We start from the raw sequence: 17,966 nt of genomic DNA on the forward strand, positions 1-17,966 counted from the left end.
ATTCGCTACTACGTGATGACAAGTTTTTCGCAAAAAAATCAGGGCGATAGTTTTTGTAGGGAAATGTAAGTTTTCAGTAAAAAGATAGCAAGGACACGCCCGGCATGCTATAATGATGGATAGCGAAAAGATAGGTAATGTGAAGGGAGTTTGATTTCCATGCAAGATAATTTACAGCTAGTGATTATTACTGGGATGAGTGGGGCTGGTAAAACAGTCGCCATCCAGAGTTTTGAAGATATGGGTTTTTTCTGTATTGATAATATGCCACCTTCTTTGATTCCCAAATTTTGGGAGCTAATTAAAGAATCGGACAAAATTACTAAAATTGCCTTAGTGGTTGATTTGCGGTCACGTACTTTTTTTGAAGAGATTCAATCCATGCTTGTAAGTATTGAAAATACTCATTTTATTGATACTCAAGTCCTCTTTTTAGATGCGACGGATGAAGAGTTGGTTTCTCGCTACAAAGAAACTCGACGGGCCCATCCTTTAGCGATGGATGGCTTAATTACGGAAGGGATTCGTAAGGAGCGGGCAATTTTAGAGGATTTAAAACCGAAAGCTACGATTGTGATTGACACCACAACGATGACGCCACGTCAGTTACGTGAGAAGATCAATCAAGAATTTAGAACTTCTCAAGATCACGGCTTCCGGGTAGAAATGGTTTCCTTTGGTTTTAAATACGGTTTGCCCATTGATGCAGATATAGTAATGGACGTGCGCTTTTTGCCAAATCCTCATTATATTGATGATTTACGTCCATTAACAGGAATGGATGCGCCAGTCTATGAATACGTGATGTCCTTTGAAGAAACCGAAGCCTTTTATGAAAAATTTATTGATCTTTTGACAACGATTATGCCGGGGTATGTAAACGAAGGGAAAAGTAGTCTAACCATCGCTATTGGCTGTACTGGCGGACAACATCGCTCGGTGGCTTTAACAGAACGGGTAGGTCAAGCCCTAGCAAAAGATTACAAAGTTAATATTACCCATCGTGACAAAGATAAACGTAAGGAAACGGTGAATCGCTCATGAAGATGAAAACCTATCGGATTCGTCGGCCCAAAGTAGTGGTGATCGGCGGCGGGACTGGCCTGCCAGTAATTTTAAATAGTTTGCGAAATGAAAGTGTGGACATCACTGCAGTGGTCACGGTGGCAGATGATGGCGGTTCTAGTGGTGCGATTCGGGATTCCATTGCCATGGCACCGCCTGGGGATTTACGAAATGTACTAGTAGCTATGTCAGATATGCCGAAACTTTATGAGGATATTTTCCAGTATCGTTTTAAAAAAGAGGATAATTTTTTGGCAAACCACGCTTTAGGAAATTTAATTATTGCGGCGATTGCTGAAATGCGGGGGAGTACGTATGAAGCCGTACAACTTTTAAGCAAGATGCTACATGTGGATGGTCATGTGTACCCCAGCAGTGAGACACCATTAGTACTTCATGCTATCTTTAAAGATGGCAGCGAGGCAGTGGGTGAGTCTAAAATTGCTGTTGATCGTAAAACGATCGACCGTGTTTTTGTGCGCAATCAAATGGATACCGAAGAACCAAAGGCTGCTCGCAAAGTGGTAAATGCAATTTTAGATGCAGATATGATCGTTTTGGGACCGGGAAGCTTGTTTACTAGTATTTTGCCAAATTTAATGATTTCTGAAATTGGGGAAGCAGTGCGAAAAACCGCAGCAGAGACGGTCTATATTTGTAATATCATGACCCAAAAAGGAGAAACAGAGCATTTTACCGATGCCAATCACGTTCAAGTGCTTCATAAACATTTAGGGGAGTCTTTTGTCGACACGGTCTTAGTGAATACAGAAAAAGTGCCAGAAGGTTATATGGATTTTGAGATTTATGATGAATATTTGGTACAAGTGAAACATGATTTTAAAGGTTTACGAAATGAAGGATGTCGCGTGGTTTCCACAGATTTTTTGAAATTGCGGGACAAAGGTGTCTTTCATGATGGTGATAAAGTCGTAGAAGAGTTATTGACCATTTTATACGGGGCTAAGTCATAAACAGACAGCTTTTAGAAAGGGGGCGAGAACATGTCATTTGCCGCTGATGTAAAAAAGGAATTAACGGGACTAGAAGTTCATCGAGAACACGCTAAGGCTGAGCTAGCTGCTTTATTGCGGATGAACGGTTCACTGAGTATTACCAATCATCAGTTTGTGCTCAATGTTCAAACAGAAAACGCCGCCATTGCTCGGCGGATTTATACGTTATTAAAAGACCATTTTGATGTCCGCAGTGAACTTTTAGTACGCCGAAAGATGAAGTTAAAAAAGAATAACGTCTATATCGTGCGCTTGAAACAAGATACGAAACGAGTGTTAACGGAACTGGATATCATGGAAGGGATGATGGTTCACAGCCATGTCTCTGATGAAATCATGGGCAATGCACAAAAGATGCGTTCATATTTGCGAGGGGCCTTTATGGCTTCAGGTTCCATTAACAATCCAGAAACGAGTCGTTATCATTTAGAAATCTATTCTTTATATGAAGAACATAATCAAGACATCTGTGATATGTTGAATTATTATCATCTCCATGCCCGTACGTTAGAACGCCGTAATGGCTATATTGCGTATTTAAAAGGAGCCGAGAAAATCGCGGATTTCTTGACTTTAATTGGCGCGACAAACTCCATGTTGAAGTTTGAAGATGTGCGCATTGTGCGGGATATGCGTAATTCTGTTAATCGCCTGGTGAATTGCGAAACCGCCAATATGAACAAGACCATTGATGCAGCTTCCAAACAAATTGATAATATTCGTTTTATTGAAAATCATGTAGGTTTACAAGCCTTACCAGAAAAACTTCAAGAAATCGCCACGCTACGTTTGGAACATCCGGAAATTAGCTTAAAAGAACTAGGAGAGATGATTCCTTCTGGAGCAATTTCAAAATCGGGAATTAATCACCGGATTCGTAAAATTAATGAATACGCGGAACGCCTGCGTTCAGAAGCCTAAAGAAGCATTGAGACAACCCTTTTGTGGATTGTTTCAATGCCTCTTTGCTTACGATTGTCTGTAATGGTTTTACTCAAAGTAGTTCATAAAAGTAGAGCAGGACAACAAAGAGTGTTCCTTTTTACTGAAAGAAGTTTTTACCCTAAGTATTCTTCAAGGGTTTCAAGTTCAATGCTTTCATCAAAAAGATGGCCGTCTAACCAAATCGTAGGGACAAATTGGATATTGGCAGCGTTGGCTTCTTTTTTGACTGCTTCTTTCATCTCGTGATCCGCGGATAGAGAAAGACCTAATTGATTTTCTGCAAAGTCTTTTAATTCCGTTAATGACAACTCTTGCCATTCTTTTTGAGTAACAAAAATATCGGTAATAGCAGCGATTGTTTTTTGGGAATCTGTTTTTGGTACATAGTCATGGAGAAAATTGCCTTTTCGCAAACTTTCTTTGTCTTTATCTAATAATTTGATTGTTCGCAGCAACTGACCGGAATTTGTTTTTTTATTTAATAAATCACTAGAAGCAAGAAACCATTTGTTACAGTACGGACAAGCCAAATTTAAAAACTCCCGGGAGTGGTGGGGCGCATTCTTTTGCCCAATGGGAATGCCAGTCTCTTGATTTGTCAGTTCCCCTTTGATGATGGTAATATCCATGTAAACACCTTCTTTTTTCTTTAGTGTAAGCAAAAATGGTAAGGATGGCTAGTTTTTTATCTCAGGTGGCAGAAAAGCTTTTAATCAGGAGTTTTCATGTTTTTTACAAGGATTTTGCTTCAAAAATCGGACAATATGGTATACTGTGTAAGGAAGTCAGCAGCAAAGGAGGTCTGCCTGTGTCTTTTAAATTAGACGATTTTTTTAATATCCAAAACTGGCAAGAGATCTTTACGACTGATATCTTTTCAATCAGCTTTCTCGTAAATGTACTAGATATTTTGGTGGTTTGGTACTTAATCTATAAGCTGATTCAGTTAGTGAGAGGAACCAAAGCGATTCAACTATTTAAAGGAGTCGCGGTATTTATTGCCATACGCTTAGGAGCGGAATTGATTGGTCTGCATACTTTATCATGGTTGATGGATCAAGTCATTACTTATGGGGTGATTGCAGCAATTGTGATCTTCCAGCCGGAAATTCGTCGAGGGCTGGAGCACTTAGGGCGTAGCTCATTGTTTTTATCCACTAAGACTGAGCAACGAGAAGAAGAGAAATTGATCAAAGCCTTGGATAAAGCGGTGCAGTATATGTCGAAACGACGCATCGGGGCTTTAATTACCATCGAACGCAATACCGGCCTTGAGGAATACATCGAAACGGGGATTCCACTAGATGCGGATATTACCGGAGAATTGTTGATCAATATCTTTATTCCCAATACACCCCTTCATGATGGGGCAGTTATTTTACGACAAGATAAAATTGCTGTGGCTTGTGCCTATCTACCTTTATCAGAGAGTATGTTGATTCCAAAAGAATTTGGAACAAGGCATCGGGCGGCAGTTGGTGTCAGTGAAGTCAGTGATGCCTTGACCGTTGTAGTCTCTGAAGAAACCGGGGATATTAGCATTACCTTAAACAATGAATTGCGACCAGGGTTGACGCAAACGGAATTTCTGGACTTGTTGCAAGCAGAGCTGGTCACAGATACAGTAGAAAGTAAAAAAGGTATTTTGCAATCCTTTATTGATGGTGTCACAGGCGTTGGTAAAGGAGGCAAAAAATGAAGAAACCCAAAATAAGAATCCGTACAAACGTTTTGTATGGTTTTACAGCTTTAATTTTTGCGTTGATTCTGTTCTTCTATGCCAATGGGCGGAGCTTGGTTTCTCAGATTTCCACTAATTCTACGGAAGCTTTTGAAGAAACGTTAAACAACGTAAAAGTCCAACCTTACTACGATAACGAGAAATATTACATTCATGGTTATAGTCCTACAGTTTCAGTGAAGCTAAGCAGTATTAATCGAGTACAGCTAAATGCGGAAGCCAATGTGGAAACTCGGAATTTTGAAGTGATTGCCGATTTAACCGGCTTAGGGGAAGGTACTCATGAAGTGAAACTACGCTTGCAAAACATGAGTTCTGCTGTAAGTGGCACGATTACCCCAGCAAAAATCACGGTGACAATAGAAAGTAAGACTTCAGAAAAGATGTCGGTGGAACCAGTCGTGTCCACAGCGAATCTGACAGAGGGGTATACATTAGATAGTGTCAGTGTGAGCCCTGAAGAAGTAAACATTACCACTGGCGCTCAAACGTTAAAAGAGATTGATCGATTGGTGGCAACGGTGGATTCAGCCAAAGTTACCGATGAAAACCTTGAGGAAAAAGTTCGGATTCAAGCCTTGGATAAAGAAGGCAATACCTTAAGTGTAGAATCTGATCCAGCTGAGGTGACGGTGAAAGTAGTCTTAAGTGCACCTCAAAAACAAGTCTTGCTTTATCCGCAACAAACAGGGACGCTAGCAAGTAATGTTAGCAGTGTGGCCTTAGATTTGGCTGAAACAACAGCCATTATCACTGGCCAGCAATCTGCCCTGGATGAGATTTCTGAGTTGCCGGTATTAGTAGATGTTTCGGATATCACGCGGACAACGACCAAAAAAGTACCGATACTGGTGGATGATGGATTAACCGTACAACCAACAGAAGTTTCAGTTACGATTACACCGCGACTGGCTACAAGTAATAGCACGACTACTCCAAGTAGCAATTCTCAAACGAGAGGAAATCAATCTACCAATAATCAAGAAACCACTCCATCTACTACGAAAAGTAGCGAAGCCGTAAGCTCAACGTCTACTTCAGAAAGTAGTGCGTCACAAGAGAGTACCACCAATTCGAAAAACTAATAACTAATACATCAGTCGGCGAGAGTCGACAAAATCATTCCTAGAAATAACATTAGGATCATTTTGATGAAGGAGTATGAACATGGGAAAATATTTTGGAACAGATGGCGTCAGAGGCGAAGCAAATGTAGAATTAACGCCGGAATTGGCCTTTAAATTAGGTCGCTGTGGTGGCTATGTATTAAGCCAACACGAAAGCGATGATAAACGACCTCGGGTTTTAGTCGGTCGAGATACGCGAATTTCTGGTCAAATGTTAGAAAGTGCTTTAATCGCAGGCTTATTATCAGTAGGAATTGAAGTCTTCCAACTAGGTGTGATTTCTACACCAGGGGTTGCATACTTAACCCGGGTTCAAAAAGCCAGCGCTGGGGTCATGATTTCTGCTTCTCACAATCCAGCACTAGACAACGGCATCAAATTTTTCGGAGCCGATGGGTTTAAATTAGTAGATGACCAAGAGCTAGAAATCGAAGCCTTGTTAGATGCTAGTGAAGATTTATTGCCTCGCCCATCTGCAGAAGGTTTAGGAACTGTGGAAGAATTTCCAGAAGGACTGTTGAAGTATTCTCAATTCTTGGAACAAACCATTACCGGTGATCTTTCCGGATTAACCTTATGCATTGATGCCGCCAATGGTGCCACAGCTACTAGTGTAAACCGATTATTTGCCGATTTGGAAACCGAATTTTTCACCATCGGTACAAAACCTGATGGCTTAAATATCAATGATGGCGTGGGTTCCACTCATCCTGAGGCTCTGGCGGCCTTTGTATTAGAAAAAGGTGCTGATGCTGGTTTGGCCTTTGATGGCGATGGGGACCGAGTGATTGCAGTAGATGAGCTAGGTAATATCGTGGATGGAGACAAAATCATGTACATCTGCGCCAAATATTTAGCTAGCAAAAAACGTTTGAAACAAGACACTATTGTTACCACTGTAATGAGTAACCTAGGTTTCCATAAAGCAGTGGAAGAAATTGGCCTAAAAGATGTGATCACTCAAGTGGGGGATCGCTATGTAGTAGAAGAAATGCGGAAAAATGATTATAATTTTGGCGGGGAACAATCCGGTCACATGATTTTCTTGGATTTCAACACCACAGGTGACGGTATGCTTTCCGGGATTCAGTTGTTGAGCATTATGAAAGCAACGGGCAAAAAACTATCTGAATTAGCAGCAGAAGTGACCATCTATCCTCAGAAGTTAGTCAATATTCGTGTGTCTGATAAATACGGCGCTATGGATGTACCAGCCATTAAAGCGGTCATTGAAGAAGCAGAGGAAGAAATGGCCGGCAATGGCCGCATCTTGGTGCGACCTTCCGGAACAGAACCTTTGTTGCGAGTCATGGCAGAAGCAGAAACCGATGAAAAAGTGAACTATTATGTAGAAAAAATTGCCGCAGTTGTTCGGGCAGAAATCGGAATCGAATAAAGTAAAAAAGGCTTCACCCACTAATGCTTAGTAGTTAGTGGGTGAAGTTTTTTTAATAGGAAAGATTTTATTTTGATTCAATTAATTGAATCAAAAAAGTAGCCCTTTTTTGGTTTGTTAAACCTAAGGGCTACTTTTGGCTTTAGTTCATAATTATTCCACTGTAACGGATTTCGCTAAGTTTCGTGGTTTGTCCACATCATATCCTCGTTGCAAAGTAGCAAAGTAAGCCAATAGTTGCGTTGGTAAAACAGCAATTAAGCTAGTTAAGAAGGGGTGAACGTGTGGAAGTAGAATCTGGTCGCCAACTTTGGCTAAGTTTTCGCTGACCATCACTAATGTGTGAGCACCACGACTTTCCACTTCTTTCAAATTGCCACGAGTATGTGAACCCGTAACTTCTTCGGTAATGATTCCAATCACAGGAGTGCCTTCTTCAATCAAAGCGATGGTACCGTGTTTTAATTCTCCAGCGGCAAAGCCTTCTGCTTGAATATAAGAGATTTCTTTTAATTTTAAAGCCGCTTCCATGGACACATAATAATCATTGCCACGACCGATGTAAAAAGCATTCCGGGTGGTAGTTAAGTATTCGGCAGTCAGTTCACTGAAGCGTTCTTTTTCAGAAATAAGACTTTCCATGCCGGTGGCTACAAGACCTAGTTCGTAGAAGACGTCAAAGTCGCTAGCAGCGGAAATTCCTTTTTGCCGTCCCAATGCCGTAGCAAGAATCGCCATAACGCCGATTTGGGCAGTGTAGGCTTTAGTGGAAGCTACAGCAATTTCTGGGCCGGCATATAGTAATAATGTATGGTCCGCTTCTCTTGATAAAGTAGAACCAGCTACGTTGGTAATAGTTAAGGCTGGATAGCCCATTTCATTGGTTTTAACCAATACTTGCCGGCTGTCAGCTGTTTCACCACTTTGGCTTAAATAGATAAAGAAAGGTTTTTCAGAGAGCAAAGGCATATTGTAACCAAATTCACTGGATAAATGAATTTCCACTGGGAGTTGGGTTAAGCTTTCAAAAAGTTTTTTGGCAGCCCAGCCTGCGTTATTACTAGTACCGCACGCCACGATGTAAATTCGATCACTATTAGCGATTTGTTTCAATAAGCTAGCTTCAATGGCAATGCTGCCATCTTCATTTCGGTATTCTTGTACTAGGCGACGCATAACAGCTGGCTGTTCGTCTACTTCTTTTAACATATAGTAAGGATATGTCCCTTTTTCAATATCGGTCAAATCAAGTTGGGCTTCATAAGATGGACGGAAGACGGGGGTTCCTTGTCTATCGTAAATAGTGATTTTGTCTGGGGTAACGATCACCATTTCACCATCAGCAATTTCTACAAATTCGTGTGTTTGATCGATCATAGCCATGGCATCACTACAAACTACGTTGAAACCATCTCCTAAGCCAATTAAAAGAGGGCTTTTATTTTTTGCTACGTAAAGCACGTCGGGATTTTGCTGATCCACTAGGGCAAAAGCGTAGGAGCCTTGGATCATGCCGAGAACTTTTTGGAAAGCTGCTTCCGTAGTAAGATCCTCTTGGTTCATTAGTTCTTCAATTAAATGAACTACGATTTCGGTATCGGTTTGACCTTTGAATTGGTGGTCAGCTAAGTAAGTTTGGTGCAATTCATCAAAATTTTCAATGACGCCATTATGCACTAATACTAAACGACCACTGGCAGAAGTATGGGGATGCGCATTGGCCTCACTTGGTTTCCCATGAGTTGCCCAGCGTGTATGTCCTATACCAATCGTTCCTGTTACTTCTGGAGTCACTTTTTCTGCTAAGTTTTTAATCCGTCCTTGGGCTTTTATAAGATGGCTAGAAGTGCGATTGGCGACATATAAACCTGCTGAGTCGTATCCCCGATATTCTAAACGTTCTAAACCTTGTAAAATTACCAATTCTGCCTGTTGTTTTCCAATAATTCCTACAATTCCACACATGTAAACTGTCCTACTTTCTTAGTTTCTTTTAGTTTATGATGTGTTTTTATCTGCTTGCTTAAGTCTCTGTCTCACTTTTTTGCAAAAGTGTTTTGCCATAAGCTAAAGAGTGCAGTCCCCAGAGCCATCCGCCGAATTTTTCGATAAGCTCTCTCCTCGTCACCTGTTGGAACAGGCCAGGCGCTATCCTAATGGTCTAACTATCCTCCTGGAATTTATTTTATAAAAACACAGGAATATTGTATCTTTAATCGCATTTTATGTCAACGTTAAATCTATTTTAAATAAATTGGTATAGTTGTTTTGGGAGGGTGGGGATTTGAAGGGACGATTTATTATTTATTAAAGGTCTTTAAAATCCGCGATGAAAAGGTTTACTAAACGTAAAGGGGATTTCAAAAGAAAAAAGAATTTTTTTTTGAATAGACCAATTTTAAAAGGAGACAACTAAAATAAAGTTTGATTGACGGCAAAAGAAAAATATTGAAAAGTGTTTTGTTTCTGTAATTAAATAAGGTATCATTTCAAGTAGAGTATTAAATGGGAGGATGACCATGGAAAATCGAGTACAGCAAATGAGCTTTCAAGAACTAAAGGCGGTGGTGGCTTCCTTAGAGGAGAATCCTGAGATTACACCGGAAACTAAAGTCTTTTTAGATACCGGTTGGGATAGCTTACAGGAAATTTTGCCTGGCGCGATTAAAGTCGCTACAGCCCAAGGTTTTACTGTGACAGATTCATTGACCAATGAACGCTTTCCTGGGTTTGCATTGCCAGAAAAAGCAGAAAAATTTGAAACACAAGGTGATCTTGAAACGGTTATTATTATTGAAAATCTGTATTAACCGATAATCTGAACCAGTTATAGGTACGAGAAATAGGGGAGTGTGGAAAATGAATCAAAGAAGATGGGTAGCCTTGGCTATTGCGGCGGGGTTGTTGATTTTTTCCGGAATGACGCAACGAGTAACCCAAGTACCAGATGAAGATGAATTAAAAGGAATCAATGAACTGCTTTATGGCAATCACGAACTAGAAAAAACAGTTATTGAAGAAGGTTCAGAAAGTCAGCAGATTTTAAAGCTCTCTGTGGATGGTACCATTGCGGATACGGGTTCTAGTAGTTTGTTTGCCAGTGAAACCTATGATCATCAACGTTTTTTAGAAGAGTTAGATGAGGCGGCAAATGATGATCAAATTAAGGGGATTTTATTAGAAGTAAATTCTCCTGGTGGTGGTGTTTATGAAAGTGCCGAAATTGCTAAAAAAATGGCTGCTATTAAAGAAGCGGGAATTCCTCTTTACGTCAGTATGAAACAAATGGCTGCCAGTGGCGGGTATTATATTTCTGCAGCTGCAGACAAGATTTTTGCCAGTGAAGAGACTGTTACCGGCTCGATTGGTGTCATTATGTCGGGAACCAATTATGCTGGTTTGTTTGAAAAATTAGGGATTGAAGACACCACGGTGAAAAGTGGTGCATTAAAAGATATCGGTTCCAGCACCCGAGAACCTACTGCTGAAGACAAAGCGGTATTGCAAGCTTATGTGGACAGTGCCTTTAGTCGTTTTGTCAAAACGGTGGCCAATGGACGTAAGATGTCTGAAGAAGCAGTACGGACGCTAGCTGATGGTCGGATTTACGATGGAGCGCAAGCCAAAGAAAATGGGTTGATCGATGAAATTGGGTTTCCGGAAGATGCTTTAGCGGCTTTAAAAGCGGATCAAAATCTTGAAAATGCCCAAGTGGTTGAGTATCAAGTGAATGCTACAAGTTTTGCTTCTTCGTGGCTTGGGGTGAAATTAGCAGAAGCCCAAGGATTAAAACAAACGGAAAACAGTCGCTTAGTCAACTTGGTGGAATCTTTAGGAACACCGGAGTCACCAAAGCCTCTTTATTATTATGGAGGTGAGTAAGATGTCAGCTGAAAAAGAGGAAAGTAAAAAGTCCACAAAGCCTAAAGTTTTCTTCAATGAAAAAGAAGTCTTAGGACGGAAGAAAGCCAAAGGAACTGAATTAAAACGCCTACAACAAAAATGGCAACCTTACGAAGAACCAGAAGGAGAGCAACCAGGGTTCCCACGTTACTTTTACGCTGGTTTTTGGATGCGTAGTTTTGCTTTTGTTTTAGACTTGCTTTGTATCAGTGCCATTCAAACAAGTACCGTGGGGTTGGTTTATTCTTTATTGGGTTTAGCGGATACAGGAAATTATTTTGGTTTGTACAATCTTTTTTGTATCGGGATTTACCTGGCGTACTTCACTTTGCTGACAAAATTTAACCACGGGCAGACCATTGGGAAAATGGCCTTTGGTTTACGGGTCGTTTCGGTAAAAGGAGAGTTAACCTGGGGGACGATTTTGATTCGGGAAACGGTCTGTCGCTTTATACTTATGGGCTTTCCTTTAATCATCGGCTATTTACCAGCGGCTTTTAGCAAGTATAAACAACATGTAGGGGATTATTTCAGTGAGACCAGTGTGGTAACCGTTAATCTGATTAAAGCATTTAACAAAGAACTCATTTAAAAGGGGTGAAAAAATGGGGCAGACCATACTCTTTCCTAATGATCAAGAACGGGAGATAAAACTAGGAAATCTTTCTTTGGAAAAGGGAGATTATCAAGAGGCTCTGAAACATTTTGAAAAAGTCTACGAAAAGAATCCTAGTTATGAATTAAACTGTCAAATCAATCGTTGTCTAGAAAAACAAGGGGCCTTTCACCAAGCCCTGCTTCTAGCCGAAGAGTATCAAGAACGATATGATTGTGATCCAGCAGGGTTTAACCAAGTTTTTCACTTGTATCTTTTAGACCAGCAATTTCTCTTGGCCAGAAAGTATTGGCGCTTTGCAAACAAGCGGCCTGAGTTGGCAATGGTGGACTTTGAACAAGCCAAACAAGAATTAACGCAGTTGGAACAAGTCTTTTCTTTTTATAATCCAGAGAGCCTACATCAAAAAAGAGAATATTTATTGAAGGTTAATGGCAGTCAGTTCCCCTTGCCCAATCAAAAATGGGAGGAATTAACCAAAGGCCTACCCTATGCATCCTTTGTGACCATTGCAAAAGAAATTTTAGCTAAAGCTTATAATCCATACTTGCGACCTCGTTTAGTGGAGGAATTAGTCAAGTTAGGGTATGAAAAAGAGCTATTTATTCAAGATATAAAAGGAATCAAGCAAAATTGTGTCTTAAAAGAGCTTGTGTTACCAGAAAATCATCCAGCTTTACTCAAGATGCTTGATTATTTAGAAGCAAATTTCAGTCAAGAAGATCCGGTACTGTTAGATAGTATTAAAGCAGAAGTAAAAGCGCATTTTGCTTTGGCCTATCCCTTCTGTCCGCAAAGAAAAGCCCCAGAAGAGTGGGCTGAGAGTTACTGGGTGGAATACCAAGTGGCTTTAGGTATTCAAGAAGATTTTCGCTTAGAAGAATTCGACAAGATTCAATTGGAAAAACAAGAATGGCGCAGCTTGCTTCAAATCCAGCTCTAACTTTGAAAAAATGGCAAAAATCCCCAGGTATCTTGCCTAAAATGTTTACAATTTCAAGGCCTTAGTGTACTATTAAAAAGTATGTTTTAAGCACATTCATATGAAAATTTTTATTCACTCGGAGGGAAAAACATGACTGCAAAATGGGAAAAAACAGGCACCAATGATGGTGTGTTGACTTTTTCAATTCCACAAGTAGAAGTTCAAAAAGGTTTAACAACAGCTTTCAATAAAGTAAAAGGAAATTTAAATGTTCCTGGTTTTCGTAAAGGGAAAGTAAGCCGCACTGTCTTTAACAAAATGTACGGTGAAGCAGCTCTTTATGAAGATGCATTGAACGCTGTTTTACCAGCAGCTTATGAAGCAGCAGTAAAAGAAGCAGGGATTGACCCAGTTTCACAACCACAAATCGACGTTGAAAGCATGGAAGCTGGCGAAGATTGGGTTATTAAAGCAGAAGTAACGGTTAAGCCTGAAGTTAAATTAGGCCAATACAAAGAATTAGAAGTTTCTAAACAAGACCGTGAAGTAACAGATGCTGATGTGGATGCTCGTTTGGAACGGGAACAACAAGCACAAGCAGAATTAGTCATTAAAGAAGATGCCGCTGCTGAAAATGGCGACACAGTTGTTATTGACTTTGAAGGTTTCGTTGATGGCGATGCTTTTGAAGGCGGCAAAGGTGAAAACTACTCCCTAGAATTAGGTTCTGGTTCTTTCATTCCTGGCTTTGAAGATCAATTAGTTGGCAAAAAAGCTGGCGAAAACGTTGATGTTACTGTAACTTTTCCAGAAGACTATCAAGCAGAAGACTTAGCTGGTAAAGAAGCAACGTTCAAAGTAGTTGTTCATGAAGTAAAAGGCAAAGAATTACCTGAACTAGACGATGAATTTGCCAAAGATGTAGACGATACAGTGGAAACTTTAGCTGATTTGAAAGCGAAATACCGCACTGAATTGGAAGAAACCAAAGCGAAAGCTGCGGAAGATGCCAAAGACGAAGAAGCAATCAAAAAAGCCGTTGAAAATGCGGAAATCTTGGACTTGCCTCACGTGATGGTTCATGATGAAGTTCACCGTTCCATGGATGAATTTTTAAACAACATGCAACGTCAAGGCATCTCTGCTGAAATGTACTATCAATTAACTGGTTCTACGGAAGAAGACTTGCACAAACAATTCGAAGGTGAAGCTGGCGAACGAGTGAAAACAAACTTGGTCATCGAAGCCATTGCAGCAGAAGAAAAACTAGATGCAACAGAAGAAGAAATTGCCAATGAAATCAAAGAATTGTCTGAAGCTTACAACATGCCAGAAGAACAAATCAAACGGGTCTTGACTGAAGACATGTTGAAACATGACATTACGATGAAAAAAGCTGTTGAATTAATCACAGGCACTGCTGTTGAAAAATAAGCATTGACGGTTGAGATCTCTCCTTGTGAGGGGTCTTTTTTTAATGGGGTTTTGGGATAGTAGGATAAGAGAGTGTGCTAGTTTCATTGGAGTCGAAGCCCTCGAAAAAAAGCGGTTCTTCTTTTTTTCAAGTATTACGGGAAGATTAAGGAACCCTTGTCATAAAAGGAAAGTCCTTTTGCTTTTATTCTAATTATGTTATGATAACGTAGACTATTCAGGTCAGATTCTGTCCACTCGTCACAGAGCATGGAGGAATTAGTATGGAACTTCTAAGTGTAACTTTTAAGTTCAATTCAAGGAGTGAAGACCATGTATGATAATCCAAGCGGAAACGACGCGGTTCGTTGTTCCTTCTGTGGTAAAACCCAAGAAGAAGTCCGTAAGATCGTAGCAGGTCCCGGAGTTTATATCTGTAATGAGTGTATCGATCTTTGCAAAGAGATTATCGACGAACAGATTTATGAAGATGCTGCCCGTGAGTTTTTGGAAGTTCCAAGACCTCAAGAAATTTTAGAAATTTTAAATGAATACGTGATTGGTCAAGGTCGTGCTAAAAAAGCCTTGGCAGTAGCGGTATACAATCACTACAAACGGGTAAATGCGGAAGCAACTGAAACCGATGATGTAGAATTACAAAAGAGTAATATTTGTTTAATCGGTCCTACTGGTTCTGGGAAAACGTTCTTAGCTCAAACATTAGCTCGGTCATTGAATGTTCCTTTTGCCATTGCGGATGCTACTAGTTTGACAGAAGCCGGCTATGTAGGAGAAGACGTGGAAAACATCCTTTTGAAACTCCTACAAGCTGCAGATTACAATGTGGAACGTGCTGAAAAAGGCATTATCTATATTGATGAAATCGACAAAATCGCCCGAAAGAGTGAAAATGTCTCTATTACCCGAGATGTCTCTGGTGAAGGGGTCCAACAAGCACTCTTGAAGATTTTAGAAGGTACCGAAGCTAGTGTACCCCCTCAAGGTGGCCGCAAGCATCCTCACCAAGAAATGATTCAAATCGACACCACCAATATTCTTTTTATTGTAGGTGGTGCTTTTGATGGAATTGAAACCATCGTCAAAAACCGTATGGGGGAAAAGACCATTGGTTTTGGCACTGACAACAAGAAGTTTGCTGAAGGAGAAAGTGTGATGCAACACATTATCCCTGAAGACTTGTTGAAATTTGGTTTAATTCCAGAATTTATCGGCCGTTTGCCAATTATGGCTGCTTTGGATAAGTTAACCAATGAAGATTTGGTCCGTATTTTAACGGAACCGAAAAACGCTTTGGTGAAACAATACACCAAACTCTTGTCATTGGATGATACCGAATTGGAATTTGAATCGTCTGCATTAAGAGCGATTGCGGATTTAGCTATTGCTAGAAACACTGGTGCTCGTGGCTTGCGTTCCATTATTGAAGACATTATGTTGGACATTATGTTTGATGTCCCTTCCGATGAGACCATCGAAAAAGTAATCGTCACTAAAGAAGCGGTAACAGATGGTGGCAAACCAAAAATTGTCTACGGAAAATCAGAGAAAAAAGCTGGTTAATCAAGTATGCGACAGGATACAAGTCCGCTGATTTGTATCCTGTTTTTTATGAGAATTTTTGAAAGGAGTGGAGAAATGAAAGTTCATAACGCTGAAATCGTCATCAGTGCGGTTTCTCCTGCCCAATATCCCGAAAGCACTCTGCCAGAGATTGCCTTAGCAGGACGTTCCAATGTGGGAAAATCTTCCTTTATCAATACATTAATTGATCGCCGAAAGTTGGCCCGGATCTCTTCTAAACCAGGAAAGACCCAGACATTAAATTTCTATTTGATTGAAAATAGTCTTTATTTTGTGGATGTGCCAGGCTATGGCTATGCTAAAGTTTCTAAATCAGAGCGGGCAAAATGGGGGAAGATGATTGAAACTTATTTAACCCAACGAGAACAGTTAAAAGCTGTCGTTTCCTTAGTGGATCTTCGTCATCCCCCAACCAAAGATGACATCCAAATGTATCAGTTTCTGAAGTATTATGATTTGCCGGTGATTTTAGTCGCTACCAAAGCGGACAAAATTCCTCGAGGCAAATGGAATAAACACGAGTCGGTTATTAAAAAAGAGCTGGATTTTGATCCTCGTGATACCTTTATCATTTTTTCTTCGGTTACAAAAGAAGGCAAAGAAAAAGCTTGGACAGCCATTGAACAAGCCGTAGCAGAATAATTCTAGGGACCGTGACATAAGTATTCCCTAAATGATAAACAACGAACATTTAATTTTTATTGATAAAAAAGATCCGGATGATAAAAAATAGTGACAATTTTTGTGTCTTAGTCCGAAGAGAGAACATTACCATACGTGAAAAGAGAAAAAGAGAATTACGCTGCCTTAGCTTGATGAAATCAAGGTTAGGCAGCGTTTAAGATTTTTAGCAATGAAAAGAAGGGTATCTTCCAATGATTTTTAATGGAAGATACCCTTCTTTTGCTTGCGTCTCACGTTTGGTATTGTTCGGTTCGTAGGACGGTGACCCAACTATTGTCACAGCCTGTTTTTGATTTGGAGAGTTTGCCTCAATTGAAAGCTGTGTTACACTGTGAGAGAATGTTTGAGGTGAAAAAAATGCATGAATATCAATATCCCTTAGATTTAGATTGGACCACTGAAGAGATGGTGGCGGTCATGAAGATGTGGGAATTACTCGAAGCAGCCAATGAAGAAGGAGTACAAGCGACAGAATTTTTGAATGCCTATAAAGAGTTCAAAAAAGTGGTACCTGCCATTGGTGAAGAGCGCCGGCTAGGACGGGAATTTGAGAAGAGTTCTGGTTACTCCTTATATCACACGTTAAAAGCGGTGAAAGAACAAGGGCAAGGTCGCTTCAAGATGATGAAGCAACAGAAAGGAAGGAAGTAATGAATCGACTTGCGATGATCGAAGAAATCAAAGGATGGATTTATGAAGCAGGAAATCACATTAAAGCTAGTTTTGCCAAAGATAATTTGAAAGTGGATACGAAATCTGGTCGTACAGATTTGGTTACTGATATGGATAAGGCAACCCAAGATTTTTTGATTGGCAAAATCATGACTTTTGATCCTGATGCTAAAGTACTGGGAGAAGAAAATGGTTTGGACCATTTAAAAGACAGGACGGGACGCGTGTTTATCATTGATCCTATCGATGGCACCATGAACTTTGTTTTGGAACAAGAAAACTTTTGTATTATGTTAGCTGTCTATGAAGAAGGACAAGGCGTACTAGGGTTTGTCTACAATGTCATGAAAGACGAATTTCTTTATGGAGGGCCTGAGACCGGGGTCTTTTGTAATGACCAGAAAGTGATGCCACCAGAAAACAAAGCTTTAAGTGAAGGACTAGTGGGGATGAATCACGTCATGTTTCAAAAAAATGCATGGCATACGCAAGAAATTGGACAGATTGCCATGGGTGTCCGCATGACAGGCTGTGCAGGTTATGAATTAATTGATTTGGCGTTAGGTCGGCGAGTAGCCTATATCTCCCGCTTGGCACCTTGGGATTATGCCCCAGGAGGAGTTTTAATTAAGGCGTTGGGGCTGGAAATGTCCACTATTGAGGGAAAAGCACTAGGTTTAGAAAAACGAGATGCCTTTTTAGCTGGGACTAAAAAAGCTTATGAAGAATGCTTGCGTTTTGCCAACAGTTAAAACGGGAAAAACAGGTAAAAAGTACTAAGAGTTCTTAAGAATACGACGTTTTTCAGAAAATGAAACATTTTCACTATATTTCAGAAAGAGTTTCTGATATAATAAGCCG

At 40.2% G+C, this 17,966-nt stretch carries 17 protein-coding genes; 15 read left to right on the forward strand and 2 right to left on the reverse strand.

Annotation, left to right across the window (positions count from 1 at the left end; translation table 11 throughout):
• Window positions 1-159: 159 nt before the first annotated feature.
• Genes rapZ through whiA form a run of 3 tightly spaced genes read left to right on the forward strand, consistent with a single transcriptional unit; the run spans window position 160 to window position 3,002 of the window.
• On the forward strand, window positions 160-1,044 hold the full coding sequence (gene rapZ, locus AB5754_RS00270; protein WP_311833569.1) for an RNase adapter RapZ: 885 nt from the start codon (window positions 160-162) through the stop codon (window positions 1,042-1,044).
• Window positions 1,041-2,039 carry a uridine diphosphate-N-acetylglucosamine-binding protein YvcK gene (yvcK, locus tag AB5754_RS00275; protein ID WP_368259414.1) on the forward strand — a complete coding sequence of 333 codons (999 nt, stop codon included), beginning with the start codon at window positions 1,041-1,043 and terminating at the stop codon, window positions 2,037-2,039. The genes rapZ and yvcK overlap by 4 nt, the downstream gene beginning before the upstream one ends.
• 30 nt (window positions 2,040-2,069) lie before the next feature.
• Window positions 2,070-3,002 carry a DNA-binding protein WhiA gene (gene whiA / locus AB5754_RS00280; RefSeq protein WP_311833571.1) on the forward strand — a complete coding sequence of 311 codons (933 nt, stop codon included), beginning with the start codon at window positions 2,070-2,072 and terminating at the stop codon, window positions 3,000-3,002.
• A 137-nt stretch (window positions 3,003-3,139) separates the two neighbouring features.
• Here whiA and AB5754_RS00285 read toward each other — a convergent pair whose 3' ends face one another.
• Entirely contained in the window at window positions 3,140-3,655 is a 516-nt protein-coding gene (locus AB5754_RS00285) for a thioredoxin domain-containing protein (protein ID WP_368252105.1), read from the reverse strand.
• Window positions 3,656-3,834: 179 nt separating this feature from the next.
• On the opposite strand from AB5754_RS00285, the gene cdaA reads away from it, so the two are divergent.
• The 3 genes from cdaA to glmM all read left to right on the forward strand — a co-directional run bounded on the left by cdaA (window position 3,835) and on the right by glmM (window position 7,290).
• Window positions 3,835-4,725, forward strand: coding sequence for a diadenylate cyclase CdaA (gene cdaA, locus AB5754_RS00290; RefSeq protein ID WP_311833573.1), 891 nt, complete (start codon window positions 3,835-3,837; stop codon window positions 4,723-4,725).
• A complete protein-coding gene (locus AB5754_RS00295) occupies window positions 4,722-5,852 on the forward strand; it encodes a YbbR-like domain-containing protein (RefSeq protein ID WP_368252106.1) in 1,131 nt (376 codons plus the stop codon). The genes cdaA and AB5754_RS00295 overlap by 4 nt, the downstream gene beginning before the upstream one ends.
• 82 nt (window positions 5,853-5,934) lie before the next feature.
• The gene (gene glmM / locus AB5754_RS00300; protein WP_311833575.1) at window positions 5,935-7,290 is read left to right on the forward strand and encodes a phosphoglucosamine mutase; all 1,356 of its coding nucleotides are present in this window, start codon (window positions 5,935-5,937) and stop codon (window positions 7,288-7,290) included.
• 153 nt (window positions 7,291-7,443) lie between these two features.
• Here glmM and glmS read toward each other — a convergent pair whose 3' ends face one another.
• Window positions 7,444-9,255: a glutamine--fructose-6-phosphate transaminase (isomerizing) gene (glmS, locus tag AB5754_RS00305; RefSeq protein WP_368259415.1), complete on the reverse strand. Its 1,812-nt coding sequence runs from the start codon at window positions 9,253-9,255 to the stop codon at window positions 7,444-7,446.
• Between the two features lie 554 nt (window positions 9,256-9,809).
• On the opposite strand from glmS, the gene AB5754_RS00310 reads away from it, so the two are divergent.
• From AB5754_RS00310 to AB5754_RS00350, 9 genes are all read left to right on the forward strand, one after another.
• Window positions 9,810-10,100 carry a hypothetical protein gene (locus AB5754_RS00310; protein WP_311833577.1) on the forward strand — a complete coding sequence of 97 codons (291 nt, stop codon included), beginning with the start codon at window positions 9,810-9,812 and terminating at the stop codon, window positions 10,098-10,100.
• Between the two features lie 49 nt (window positions 10,101-10,149).
• A complete protein-coding gene (gene sppA, locus AB5754_RS00315; protein ID WP_368252108.1) occupies window positions 10,150-11,172 on the forward strand; it encodes a signal peptide peptidase SppA in 1,023 nt (340 codons plus the stop codon).
• A 1-nt stretch (window position 11,173) separates the two neighbouring features.
• Window positions 11,174-11,785 (forward strand): RDD family protein, encoded by a 612-nt coding sequence (locus tag AB5754_RS00320; RefSeq protein ID WP_368252109.1) that lies wholly within the window; start codon window positions 11,174-11,176, stop codon window positions 11,783-11,785.
• Between the two features lie 13 nt (window positions 11,786-11,798).
• Entirely contained in the window at window positions 11,799-12,752 is a 954-nt protein-coding gene (locus AB5754_RS00325) for a hypothetical protein (RefSeq protein WP_368252110.1), read from the forward strand.
• Between the two features lie 132 nt (window positions 12,753-12,884).
• Window positions 12,885-14,168 (forward strand): trigger factor, encoded by a 1,284-nt coding sequence (tig, locus tag AB5754_RS00330; protein ID WP_311833581.1) that lies wholly within the window; start codon window positions 12,885-12,887, stop codon window positions 14,166-14,168.
• A gap of 312 nt (window positions 14,169-14,480) precedes the next feature.
• Window positions 14,481-15,728, forward strand: coding sequence for an ATP-dependent Clp protease ATP-binding subunit ClpX (clpX, locus tag AB5754_RS00335; protein WP_368252112.1), 1,248 nt, complete (start codon window positions 14,481-14,483; stop codon window positions 15,726-15,728).
• Window positions 15,729-15,803: 75 nt separating this feature from the next.
• On the forward strand, window positions 15,804-16,391 hold the full coding sequence (gene yihA, locus AB5754_RS00340) for a ribosome biogenesis GTP-binding protein YihA/YsxC (protein WP_368252113.1): 588 nt from the start codon (window positions 15,804-15,806) through the stop codon (window positions 16,389-16,391).
• 399 nt (window positions 16,392-16,790) lie between these two features.
• Window positions 16,791-17,084, forward strand: coding sequence for a UPF0223 family protein (locus tag AB5754_RS00345; protein WP_311833584.1), 294 nt, complete (start codon window positions 16,791-16,793; stop codon window positions 17,082-17,084).
• On the forward strand, window positions 17,084-17,857 hold the full coding sequence (locus AB5754_RS00350; RefSeq protein WP_368252203.1) for an inositol monophosphatase family protein: 774 nt from the start codon (window positions 17,084-17,086) through the stop codon (window positions 17,855-17,857). Before AB5754_RS00345 ends, AB5754_RS00350 begins: the two co-directional genes overlap by 1 nt.
• Window positions 17,858-17,966: the final 109 nt, after the last annotated feature.

The sequence above is a fragment of the Enterococcus sp. 2201sp1_2201st1_C11_2201SCRN_220225 genome (assembly GCF_040925905.1).
In the GTDB taxonomy this organism is placed as follows: Bacteria; Bacillota; Bacilli; order Lactobacillales; family Enterococcaceae; genus Enterococcus_C; species Enterococcus_C asini_A.